This window comes from Acinetobacter sp. SWAC5, from assembly GCF_003419885.1.
Lineage (GTDB): Bacteria > Pseudomonadota > Gammaproteobacteria > Pseudomonadales > Moraxellaceae > Acinetobacter > Acinetobacter cumulans.
Window position 1 is genome coordinate 1 of sequence record NZ_QUWR01000042.1, and the last position, 12,079, is coordinate 12,079.

Genomic DNA, 12,079 nt, shown 5'->3' on the forward strand with positions numbered 1-12,079 from the left:
TCACTCGACCAACCCAAATACGTCGTTTACGACATTCAGTTTGACCAACTTGAAGATGACGAAATAAATCACTAATTTTATGATTCTTGGCTAAGTGATTGGTCACAATAAAGTTTTTTAACACGTATACAGAAGTTAATGTCATTTTCAATTAACCATGTAAACCATTTCTCACCGATAAATTCTCTGTCTGCAAACACATTCACAATACGATCTTTACCAAAATTTGCATGTGACTTGTTCCACTTTAGATATTTGTTTAAGATGAGATGTAACTCATTGAAATGTGTCATCATATTCGTCGTCAGAAAACAAGTATTATGCCATTATTTCAATGAGTTATCTTTTTTTGTCGTGTACAAAGATATTTTTTAATGATAAATAAAAAGCCTATTTTTAAAGAAATTTAGCATACGGCATAGTGAAAACAACAATAGAGCAATTACTCAACAATAAACATTAACATCAATTATTTAGATCATATTCAATTTTAATAAAAAGACAAATGTGTATTAAAAATAGCCATCATACGTCTATTTTTGATTACAAAATATAATGAGGGGATTGCTTCCCATTTCATACATTTTTCATATATAAAAAGACATACTATTTTTAAGGTTTTTCTAAACCAATTTTTTTACTTCATAATTTTTAACATCATAATTAAAGGTGAACCATGCAAAATAAGAAGCGCACCCCATTAGACGAGCAACAGTCCCATCTTTGGATTATTGGTGGTGGTATCGCAGGTATGGCTGCTGCTGCATTTGCAATCCGTGATGCCAAAGTCCCTGCCAAAAATATCCATATTTTAGAAGAACTCGATATTTCAGGTGGTTCGATGGATGGTGGACATACACCGCATGCCGCGCAAGCTTGGGTAACACGTGGTGGGCGAATGCTGACCGATGAAACTTATTTGTGCCTATGGGACTTATTTTCCAGTATTCCATCTTTGGAAAATCCAGACATTTCGGTGCGTGAAGAATGTCGTGAGTTTAATGAAAAAGTGAAAACCCACGCCAATGCACGGTTGATTGATGCCGAACATGTCATTGCGGATGCAGCAAAGCTTGGTCTGAATACGCTACATCGTGCACAGATGTTGCGCCTATTAGCTTCAAAAGAAGAAAAAATTGGCAGTCGCCGCATTGATGAGTTTTTTGATGAAACCTTTTTTGAAACCAATTTCTGGCGCATGTGGCGCACGACTTTCGCTTTTCAAAAATGGCACAGTGCAGCAGAGTTAAGACGCTATTTCTTGCGTTTTATTCAAGAATTGCCACGCATTCATACCTTAGCGGGTGTGAAACGTACCAAGTACAACCAATATGACTCGATGATTCTGCCCCTACAGCGTTGGTTAGTCGCACAAGGCGTCGATGTGCGTTTTGGACACTATGTCACAGATGCAGACTTCATTACCAATGCTGAAACTCAAGAACGCTACGCTTCACGCCTATATGTACAATTGCCTGAAGGCTCAGAGCAAATTAATCTGAAAGCCAATGATTTAGCTATTTTCACTTTAGGCTCTATTACAGCAGACTCACGTTATGGCGGTAATCATGACGTGCCTGCTCTTATTCGTCATCGAGAAGATCATGGCTGGACGCTTTGGGAAACGCTGGCACAAAAAGCCCCAGACTTTGGCCGTCCAATGACTTTTTATGGCAATGTCGATGAACATAAGTGGGAGTCTTTCACTCTGACCATGAAAGATGACGTGCTACTTAAACGTATTATTGACTATACAGACAATGAACCAGGCACAGGCGCACTCATGACTTGGTATGAGTCGGGTTGGCATTTATCCATCGTGGTTCCTGCACAGCCACACTTTGCCGACTTACCTGAAGGTTTATATACCTTATGGGGCTACGGTTTCCAAATTGACCATATAGGCGATTACATCAAAAAACCAATGTCCGAAGCCACGGGGCAAGAAATCCTAACAGAACTGATTAAACAGCTCGGTTTTGACGACATTTTAGATCATGTTTTGGCAACGACTGATGTTACTACCGCCATGATGCCATACGCCTCTGCCCTATTCGCCTGCCGTAAACCGGGGGATCGTCCACAGGTAATTCCACAAGGCTCACAAAACTTTGCTTTCCTTGGACAGTTTGTGGAAATTGAAGATGACGTGGTCTTTACTGTGGAATATTCAGTTCGTGGGGCGATGCTTGCCATTTATGAATTTTTTGGGGTGGAACGTGAAATCCCTGAAATTTACAACGGTCTACTTGATCCCAAAGTGGGTTTAAAAGCTTTAGAAACAGTGTTCCACTAAGTTTTTAATATATAGCGATAAGAGCACCTTTATGTCGCCACTATTACATAGTTTAATTTAAGCAACGTTTGGATACACGAGTGTGGCAGGGATGCCACACGTTATCCATCATAATAGGGATGTTATGTATGGGTAACAAAGGCTTTTGCTTTCTTTTGGCTTATCAAAAGTAAGGGTATTGCCTACACAAACACCTTTTATACTTTATTGAAAGTTGAGGCCGTGTACGCACCTAATTTTAAATTGGATAAAAAGAAAAATTAGATAAAACTTTATACCTCATTCGTAAATAAATTGACTAATCAACATAGGAAAAACATCTCCACGTTTTAAATAATACTCCGAAACTGACTAAGTGCTTTTCTATCTTTTTCTCATGATTTTAGATTTCATAAAAATTACCTCTGTACACGACAAATTTCATAGGATCCTTGCCCTATCAGGCTTTTTCTTTCTTAAAATTGCTAGCACTTTCTTAAATTCTTCTTTTTTTCCAAAACCAATCAAACGTAGAATAGCCATTTGAACATAGTCCAAACCGTAGCGAAATAAACTTACTGAAATGTAGGGGTTACACGGTTTGTCGCCATTACAGCATGTCCAACTGGTGTTGCGCATACGTTTATGGCGGCCGAAGCCTTACAACAAGGTGCAGTAAAGCACGGTTATCAGATTGATGTTGAAACCCAAGGATCGGTTGGGGCTAAAAATATTTTATCGGCAGAAAGTATTGCCAAAGCAGATGTGGTGATCTTAGCAACGGATATTGAGGTCAATACAGATCGCTTTGTAGGCAAACGTGTATATCGCTGCAGTACAGGATTTGCCCTTAAGCAAACGGATAAGACTTTTGCAAATGCAATTGCTGAGGCCAAAGTGCTTGAAACGGGTAAGCAAACAGCCACTAAGACAGAAAATGAAAACAAAGAAAAAACTGGAATTTATAAACACCTTTTAACAGGGGTGTCTTTCATGCTGCCGATGGTGGTGGCGGGCGGTTTGATCATTGCCATCTCGTTTATGTTTGGCCTCAATCCTGTTGAAGGAAGCTTTGCCGCATCCTTAAAGCAAATAGGTGCTGCAGCATTTACTCTTATGGTACCTATGCTGGCAGGTTACATTGCTTATTCTATTGCGGATCGCCCGGGTTTAACTCCAGGTTTGATTGGCGGTTTACTTGCCACACAATTAGAGGCAGGCTTTCTCGGTGGATTAGTTGCAGGTTTTATTGCAGGTTATATTGCGTTATTTTTATCGAAGCAGCTTAAACTCCCAAGTAGCCTAGAAGCATTAAAACCAATATTGATTATTCCACTATTGGCCAGTTTAGCTGTTGGTTTAATCATGATTTATGTGGTTGGACAGCCTGTTGCACAATTGTTTGAATTACTCACACACTTCCTTGCCAATATGGGGACGACCAATGCCATGATCATGGGGATTATCCTTGGGAGTATGATGTGTATTGATGTTGGGGGGCCAATAAATAAAGCGGCTTATGCCTTTACGGTGGGCTTACTTACGTCACAAACATACGGACCGATGGCGATTACCATGGCTGCGGGTATGGTACCGCCATTGGGTATGGCAATTGCAACTTTTCTGGCAAAGCATAAATTTGCCAAACCTGAGCAAGATGCAGGGAAGGCTGCTGTAGTTCTGGGCCTATGTTTCATTTCGGAAGGGGCTATTCCGTTTGCTGCCAAAGACCCGATTCGAGTGCTTCCATGCGCGATCGCAGGTGGTGCTGTAACTGGGGCTTTGGTTGCATTATTTAAATGTGAACTAGTCACTCCTCATGGCGGTGTAATGGTACTGATCATTCCGAATGCGATGAATTATCCATTAAAATATTTATTGGCGATTGCGATTGGAAGTGTGGTGACTGGTGTAGCTTATGCCGTAATAAAACAACGGTTAGAATAAGCCCTTCATAGAAGCTTTGTGAAAGCTATTTAGTGCAATAAATGAATATTATGCTCAATCCTATTTTGGATCAGTTGGAGAGTCTCTGCTTGAATTTGTCCAGGTAATAGGTCATGAGCGATATTGCTGAATCAGATTGTAACCTTACAAATCGAGCCAATAATTTCATCAACTTCTTGGACACAAAGTTCCGCTTCCTGAGTACCAAGTTTCACAAGAGCTTGTCGAGGAATATTCAGTGCCTCACCCATGATATCCATTTGATGTGGAGGAAAGTTCTAAACCTTTACTGATCGCTTCTGCACTGTATTCAAAGGCGATTAATGGCCGACCTGTGATTGCGGTTGAGGAGACCAATGTACCCCAAAGCCAATATTCACCCCATCCATTGTAGTAAACATTAAGTTTTTGAGCATGGATTTATTTCCTTTTGATACGTTGGCGAGCCCTACTGTTCTGAAATGACAGCTTTGTCCGTTATAATTGTATAAACATTTTTGGTTTCTGGTAATTATGTCCTCATTGATCAATTTTCTATCTCGCTTTAGTACTGCAACTCTTCAGCGCAGTCTGAGCTATGCTAAACACATTGATAGGGAAACGATTGAGTTCTTTGAGGAAAAAGACGGGGTTACGATGTATGCCCAAATTGAAGGAACAGATTATTACGATACCGCAATTACCTATAATCCCCAAAAAGACCGTTTAATCGATGACGACTGCACTTGTCCGGTTGGATATAACTGTAAACATGCTGCTGCTTTAGCGCGGTTATTCTTTCAGGAATATCGCCAGGAATTTCAGCAGCGTTATGCTGACTCTCAATCCCCGCAGGGAATCGCAAAACGCCTACGGGGGGATGATCAGGCACAGCGCTGGTTGAATGATTTTAAACGGTATTTACAACAGACTGAACCAGAGCAATCTGTCAAAACAAACAATTATTTAATTTACCTGTTAGATCAGTCTGTCAGCTTAAAGAAATTGACAGTTGATGTTCAGAAGGCCAGACGCAATAAAAACGGCTCAATTGCGGGGGAAAGTTATTATACCCAATATGAAAATATCACCAGAAAGCATCTGACTTTACCTGAACAAAAACGACAATTATTTAACCAGATTTATTATTATGCCAAAATAAACAGTGACGAACGTTTTTATCAAAGCAATCTTGATATCTCCGGAATTTTATTGGAGCATTTCAAATCTTTTATTCAAAGTGGCGATGTGTACTGGCAAAAAAAGAGCCATACTGCACTTCAATGGTCAGAACAAGGCTATCACATCGAACTGATCTGGCAACAAGGTGTAAACAAACAGACAGAGCATTTAAATATTGAATTGGTCAATGGTGATATTCGACTCGATTTAAAATCAAATCCACATATCCAAATTCTCGCTAGCCAGCCACCGTGTTATGTGGATATTCAACAGAACACGGTGGGCCAGTTATATGGTGAATATACGGCAAATCTTCTGTACCATTTTTTACAGATGCCTGATCTTCCATCTATGCTCTTGCCAGAGTTTGAGAAACTGACTCATCAATATTCAGACGTGAAAAATCTGCCTCAGCCCGAGTCTATTCAGCATATTGATGTCCTTGAGGGTAGTCCCCAGCCAATTTTACGCTTCGGTGTTTTAGATAAATTTGATTGGAAATGGGAAGAGTCTGTTTGTGCTGAAATTGAATTCTCCTATGCAGGCGGGCGAATTAAAGCAGGTACATCAGGTGACAGTTTCATTGGTGAGCAGCATGACAAAATGGTGCGACAGCTTCGGGACTTAGCTCAGGAACAACAGTCAATCCAGCGTTTACAGCTATTGGTCGAATCACTGAAGTGGGTGAAAGATCTTAGTTATGACCAGCAATTAAAACTGGATAAACAACGTCTCGATTCTATGGTTTTTGCTTTCTATGGAGACTGGATCAAACAGCTGATGCCCATCAATCAAATTGAGTTGATGGGCTGGCAGATAGAGCATCTGGAAAACAGCCCCTTTAACCTGCAATATGTTGAAAATTTAAATATTTCTATCACTGAATCTGAAGGCCAGCAGGACTGGTTCAATATCGGGGCGACGGTTCAAGACAGTGCAGGCAATTCTTATAATTTACTTGATGCGCTCGTAGCTTTGGTGCGAGTAAATCCTGATTTACTTGATCCGCGGACTTTTATTCATCTGCATGACAGTCACATTTTCACCCTGAAAACTGCAGCGGATCAACCAGATTTGGCTTTATCCGCAAAGGACATTAAGCCGGTATTGTTGCATCTGCAGAGCATTTTACAGCAAGAAGAGCGCAGTATTGATCGCTATGATGCGAGTCAATTATTAGAATTGCAGCATAATCTTGGGATGACATGGCAGGTCAGTGACCAGCTGCAGCAATTTGTACAGAAATTCAAACAAGGCTACCAGCAACAACTGCCGACACCACAAGGTTTTCAGGGGGAATTACGTCCATACCAGCAGCAGGGCCTAGGCTGGTTACAGTTTTTAAGGGAAACCCAGCATGGCGGGATTTTGGCGGATGATATGGGCTTGGGTAAAACAGCACAAACTTTAGCCCACTTACTCATGGAAAAGCAGGCTGGTCATTTGCAGGACAGACCCGCCTTAATTGTTGCACCCACATCGCTGATGCATAACTGGTTCAAAGAAGCGGAAAAATTTACCCCTCAGCTGAAGGTATTGCTACTACAGGGGCCCGACCGCCATCAGAATTTTGAGCAGATTCCGCACTATGATATTGTGTTAACCACCTATCCGCTTCTAGCGAGAGATGAAGAACAATTAAAGCAATATGAATATCATCAACTCATTTTGGATGAGGCGCAGAATATCAAAAATCCGCGTGCCAAAGCTGCACAGGTAGTACGGCAATTAACAGCACGACATCGTTTGTGTCTAACTGGTACACCTATGGAAAATCATTTGGGTGAGCTGTGGGCACTATTTTATTTTCTAATGCCAGGATTTTTATATTCACAAGAAATCTTTAATAAAAAGTACCGCTATCCTATTGAAAAACGCGGTGATCAGCAGTTAAGGCAAAAGTTGGTAAACCGCATTAAACCCTTTATTTTACGTCGCTTGAAAACTGACGTTGCCAAGGAATTGCCTGAAAAAACCACGATTGAAGTCAATATTGACATGAATGAGCAGCAATCCAAGCTATACGAGGCTGTTCGCGCCACGATGCAGGCAAATATTCAGAAAATTGTGGCAGAAAAAGGCTTTAAGCGTAGTCAAATCCAAATTTTAGATGCCTTGCTGAAGCTGCGTCAGGTCTGTTGTCATCCTAGCTTGCTGAAACTGGATTCAGTTAAAATTGGGCAGGCAAACTCTGCCAAACTTGAACAGTTGATGGATATGGTCGTTCCAATGGTGGAGGAGGGGCGAAAAATTCTTATCTTCTCTCAGTTTACCTCAATGTTGGAACTGATTGAACAACAGCTCTATCACGCAAAAATTGGCTATGTGAAGCTGACTGGAAAGACCAAAAAGCGAGATGAAGTCATTACAGCATTTCAGTCTGGACAAGTGCCGGTATTTTTAATCAGTCTGAAAGCAGGAGGGGTTGGTCTGAATCTAACTGCCGCAGATACGGTCATTCACTATGATCCATGGTGGAACCCTGCTGCTGAAGATCAAGCTTCAGATCGTGCATGGCGGATTGGACAGGACAAGCCGGTATTTGTCTATAAGCTGATTACCAATAAAAGCATAGAAGAAAAAATTATTGCCTTGCAGCAGAATAAAGCAGAACTGGCACAGTCTATTCTAAGCACAGATCATGAGGGAGAAGCGAAACTGACGGAAAATGATGTGATGAAATTGTTTGAGAAATTTTAGCTTGGTTACAGGTTTCCTCTAATCATCTGTAAGTATCTGAAAGTCTGGATGCAATTTTTTCCAATGTTCTCTTAATTTTTCTTTATGAACAGAAATCATAGGTAAGTCTAGTAATAGCGCTGGCCATACTGACCGTGCTTTGTCCATAATGGCGTGAAGTTGTTTTTCAATAACACGCCATGGAACACCGACTTTTTCAGCCCATTGTTCAAAGTGTTTCATCTCAGCTAAATACCAATCTTTATTTTTGGCAAGATTTAAGGCGAAATGACGCTCATTTTCAATATATACACTTGTCATCAATATATCGTATGCAGGGGATAATCTTGGCGTTGTTTTATCGTGATAAATCATACTCCAGTTCTTTAAGTGTGCATCTCCATTGGCGAGTAAAATATTGACGAGTAAACGGCTGGCAAATTGCTGAATATCAAAAATTTTGTTATCTGAATAGTGATAAATGATCTTACCGATCTGCTCATAATTTGTGGTGCTGTATTTCTGGTGTGGATATGAACCAAAGATCTGAGCAAAATCTTCAATATGAATAAGCTCTGTAGTATTAGCAGTACTCTGCCTATCGAATCTCTTAATTGCAAAAGCATATTGCTCTTGGGGTAGATTTAATGGTGGAAGGTCTTGTAAGAGTGCCATATCTACCAAACGAATCTCTGGGATATCTATTCCGACCATTTTGGCAAGGATCATCATAGAGTATTCATTCAGCGGAACAAAAGCATGTCTGGTAGAAGGAGTTTTGACAATCCAATCACCGAGTAGGCTGGATTCCGTTGCCTGTGCTAATGTAAAACGCCCATCTTTGGCTTTCATGGAAAACTTCATTTGGACGCCAGCCAAGGAAAACTTATTATTTGTCCGAATCTCTTGTTTTAATATCTGATCTGGATTCGAGATCTGAAGCTTAAATTTTATTCCATCTGGGATTTCTTCTGGATCTACTGGGGTTGCAATCAGTGCCCCAGGTAAGTCATGACCTAAAGCTGCCAATAACTGAAATTCATTGTCTATATGTATTTTGAGGCTTTGTGCTATGAGTTCGCGTAATGCACCTTCTGGTAGCAGATTTGATAGCAAGGGGTGTAAGCGCTGATGTGTAACATAGGTCTTTTCTAAAATCTTATCCGCTTGAGGATATAAAGGGGAAGTAAGCAAGCTCAAGGTCGGACGTTGCTGATCAGAGCGGAAAGAATCTGTAAAAACCAGAATATTTTTTCCGCTCTGAAATCCTGCCAAGTATCCAACGATACCGTGATGTAATGTTAATTTCAGGACGGCAACAGTATTCATGGTTCCTCTCCTCCGAGAAGACCCTTCCATGGGTTAGTCATTAAGTCATCCTGATCTTCAATAGTGACTTTAATTTCATCATTCAATAATTGTCTGATCAAATGAACCTTATCATCAGGGATGAGCATCAGTTGAGCATTTAATCCTGCCGCTATAATTTCTAAGGTCTCTAATCGAGGGTTGCCCTGACTTTCCAGTTTTTGGTACTGCTGTCTTGAAATGCCTGTACGGGATTGCATATCAACTTGCTTTAAGCCCAATTGGGTTCGTCTTTTTTTGATTTGCTGAAGTAAAGACTTATTCATTGTAGATACATTTATTGCTTTTAGGTTCTGTAAGAAACATATTAGTTTCTTTTTTTTTGAAAAGCAATTTATGACTTTATCATTTCGATCTATAAAAGCCTTAGCTACGTAGTGATCTGAAATCACTCTGAAAATACAGTTAAAATACGCGGTTCAATTTACCTTAATCTCCTTACGTAATTGGCAGCCAGATCTGAACTGTTGGCAACTCTCTGGCAAAATTTCCTGGCAGCCCTGCATTTAACTGCCTAGCGCAATCTGATAATACCCCAACCTTGGCAAGGTCACCGAGATTTATACCATTAAATTATGTTAATTGTAAGTATATGATTTAATTGAATGTAATTGGTTTTTAGTGGGGCGAAATTTTTAGCAATTTAGATCATTTAAGGGTATTTTGGTCACTTCATATTGGAAATTTTTGTCCATAAAAGTCACCTATGTTTTAATACTGATTTTCATAAGAAATAACAACAGTATATGATTTAATATAATGATTATTAATCCTCATGAAAATGTTTTATATTCAATTCAATAAATGAATATTATGCTCAATCCTATTTTGGATCATTTGGAGAGTCTCTGCTTGAATTTGTCCAGATAATAGGTCATGAGCGATATTGCTGAATCGGATTGCAACCTTACAAATCGAGCCAATAATTTCATCGACTTCTTGGGCAGAAAGTTCCGCTTCCTGAGTACCAAGTTTTACAAGAGCTTGTCGAGGAATATCCAGTGCCTCACCCATGATATCCATTTGATGATATCCACCTGGCCCTTCACAAAAAGTAACATCATAGGCAGGGGCGAGTTTCCATTGCCCATTTTGGGACATCAGAAATGAAAAGTTTTTGCAATGATCATCTCGATTATTGAAGACTACATTGAAAACAGCTCGCTTGAATGCAATTGCTTTTTCGCGAACATCATTGGTGCAAAAGTGTGCAGCGCGAAGAAAGTTACTGTAGTCTAAACTCCCTGGTGATTTAAAATCAGCTCCGGTAAAGGCAGCTAAACTTTGCATAGGGATACGCATGCCATCGTGGCGGTCAAATCTTTTTGATGCAAATGCAGTTAATCCATTCGGAAGAGTAAAATATTGGGTGTCAGGGGTATCAATATCACAATGACGCAAACATTCTGCATAAACAGCTTCAATTGCACAAACTTCAGGATGCTCTTGCTGAGCGGGAAATTTGATCAGCCAGGCTTCATGTTGATATGAGCTAACTGTTGAGAATTCGTTGGTGACAGGATCACGATAGACGAGCGCTTTTGGCCTTGCACCTTGTGGAGATCCACCCATAATTAATAAATGCTGTAAAAATTCTGCACCTTCTCCTTTGAGAACTTCCTGAACTTCTTGAGCGAGTTTAATCAGTGGAATATTTTCAGTTAATGTTAACTTAGGTGCTGAAGGTTCAAAGGATAATGCCCCCATCGCATGTGTACTGATATACGTGAGTCGTTCTAATGGCCCAATCCGTGCTGGATTGAGTCCATTTTTTTTAAATAAGCGATCCATAAGAAGCATGCCCCAACCATCGGGCAAGGCATCATATATAGGACCTGGCAATCCCATTTGATGTGTAGGAAAGTTCGTTCTTAATGAGTCACCTTTTAATGGAAGTAGGTAAGAGGAAAGTTCTAAACCTTTACTGATCGCTTCTGCACTGTATTCAAAGGCGATTAATGGCCGACCTGTGATTGCGGTTGAGGAGACCAGTGTACCCCAAAGCCAATATTCACCCCATCCATTGTAGTAAACATTAAGTTTTTTGAGCATGCACTTATTTCCTTTTGATACGTTGGCGAGCCGTATTGCTCTCATAGCGGAGAATGTCATTTACACTGTTTAAATGAGGTTTGAAGAGTTCCTCTAATTCTTTTAATCGGCCCAATACCATGGCAACGCGCACTAAATTTTCAAATGAAACATTTCGACCAGCTTCCAGATTAGATACTGTATTCACACTAATACCAGCACGTGTAGCGACGTCTGCCTGAGTCATTTCCAGATAAAGCCGTTCTTTGCGAAGCCTTTCACATAATAAAGTAACAACTTCTTCAGGTTTTTTGAATTTTAAATCCATAATATTGGGTCTTATGTCTATATATGTGTATTAAACCATAAAATAATGGAGTTATAAAATAAACCGACTTAGTCGGTAAGGAGGGTACTTTATTGGCCTGATTAGATCCTATTAGAGGACCTGGGTAATACGATGATCTCGAACGTCTTGCAGAACTGCAAGCCGTTGAATTTCTTTGTCAGACATAGTGATCAGCATCTATATTTATATCCAGTCCATGGTGATAAAAACCATCATAAACTAGACATTTTTATTGGTGAGAATATAGACACTTTAAATGGGTTCTAACA

Annotated in this window: 6 protein-coding genes and 4 pseudogenes; 3 read left to right on the forward strand and 7 right to left on the reverse strand. The window is 40.1% G+C overall.

Annotated elements, in window-relative coordinates; translation table 11 throughout:
* Positions 1 to 293, reverse strand: a pseudogene (locus DYI81_RS17065) (transposase); the annotation flags it as partial.
* 383 nt (positions 294 to 676) lie between these two features.
* Here DYI81_RS17065 and DYI81_RS17070 point away from each other — a divergent pair.
* On the forward strand, positions 677 to 2,296 hold the full coding sequence (locus DYI81_RS17070) for an oleate hydratase (RefSeq protein WP_117008155.1): 1,620 nt from the start codon (positions 677 to 679) through the stop codon (positions 2,294 to 2,296).
* Between the two features lie 420 nt (positions 2,297 to 2,716).
* Here DYI81_RS17070 and DYI81_RS17075 read toward each other — a convergent pair.
* Positions 2,717 to 2,860, reverse strand: a pseudogene (locus DYI81_RS17075) (IS4 family transposase); the annotation flags it as partial.
* Between the two features lie 12 nt (positions 2,861 to 2,872).
* Between DYI81_RS17075 and DYI81_RS17080 the strand changes: the two are divergent.
* Positions 2,873 to 4,222: pseudogene (locus DYI81_RS17080) on the forward strand (fructose-specific PTS transporter subunit EIIC); the annotation flags it as partial.
* A gap of 29 nt (positions 4,223 to 4,251) precedes the next feature.
* Here DYI81_RS17080 and DYI81_RS17085 read toward each other — a convergent pair.
* A pseudogene (locus DYI81_RS17085) lies at positions 4,252 to 4,488 on the reverse strand (hypothetical protein); the annotation flags it as partial.
* 247 nt (positions 4,489 to 4,735) lie between these two features.
* Between DYI81_RS17085 and DYI81_RS17090 the strand changes: the two are divergent.
* Positions 4,736 to 8,083 (forward strand): DEAD/DEAH box helicase, encoded by a 3,348-nt coding sequence (locus DYI81_RS17090; RefSeq protein WP_117008156.1) that lies wholly within the window; start codon positions 4,736 to 4,738, stop codon positions 8,081 to 8,083.
* Positions 8,084 to 8,101: 18 nt separating this feature from the next.
* Here the strand turns inward: DYI81_RS17090 and DYI81_RS17095 are convergent, their stop codons facing one another.
* The 4 genes from DYI81_RS17095 to DYI81_RS17110 all read right to left on the reverse strand — a co-directional run bounded on the left by DYI81_RS17095 (position 8,102) and on the right by DYI81_RS17110 (position 11,789).
* On the reverse strand, positions 8,102 to 9,391 hold the full coding sequence (locus DYI81_RS17095) for a type II toxin-antitoxin system HipA family toxin (RefSeq protein WP_117008157.1): 1,290 nt from the start codon (positions 9,389 to 9,391) through the stop codon (positions 8,102 to 8,104).
* Entirely contained in the window at positions 9,388 to 9,696 is a 309-nt protein-coding gene (locus DYI81_RS17100; protein ID WP_004282130.1) for a helix-turn-helix transcriptional regulator, read from the reverse strand. Before DYI81_RS17100 ends, DYI81_RS17095 begins: the two co-directional genes overlap by 4 nt.
* Positions 9,697 to 10,222: 526 nt before the next feature.
* Positions 10,223 to 11,482: a type II toxin-antitoxin system HipA family toxin gene (locus DYI81_RS17105; RefSeq protein ID WP_117008158.1), complete on the reverse strand. Its 1,260-nt coding sequence runs from the start codon at positions 11,480 to 11,482 to the stop codon at positions 10,223 to 10,225.
* 4 nt (positions 11,483 to 11,486) lie between these two features.
* Positions 11,487 to 11,789 carry a helix-turn-helix transcriptional regulator gene (locus DYI81_RS17110; RefSeq protein WP_000364388.1) on the reverse strand — a complete coding sequence of 101 codons (303 nt, stop codon included), beginning with the start codon at positions 11,787 to 11,789 and terminating at the stop codon, positions 11,487 to 11,489.
* Positions 11,790 to 12,079: the final 290 nt, after the last annotated feature.

What these genes read in the sequence shown, in the direction of transcription:
- DYI81_RS17070 (WP_117008155.1), top strand. Translation starts at nt 677, where the DNA reads ATGCAAAATAAGAAGCGCACCCCATTAGACGAGCAACAGTCCCATCTT.
- DYI81_RS17090 (WP_117008156.1), top strand. Translation starts at nt 4,736, where the DNA reads ATGTCCTCATTGATCAATTTTCTATCTCGCTTTAGTACTGCAACTCTT.
- DYI81_RS17095 (WP_117008157.1), bottom strand. Translation starts at nt 9,391, where the DNA reads ATGAATACTGTTGCCGTCCTGAAATTAACATTACATCACGGTATCGTT.
- DYI81_RS17100 (WP_004282130.1), bottom strand. Translation starts at nt 9,696, where the DNA reads ATGAATAAGTCTTTACTTCAGCAAATCAAAAAAAGACGAACCCAATTG.
- DYI81_RS17105 (WP_117008158.1), bottom strand. Translation starts at nt 11,482, where the DNA reads ATGCTCAAAAAACTTAATGTTTACTACAATGGATGGGGTGAATATTGG.
- DYI81_RS17110 (WP_000364388.1), bottom strand. Translation starts at nt 11,789, where the DNA reads ATGGATTTAAAATTCAAAAAACCTGAAGAAGTTGTTACTTTATTATGT.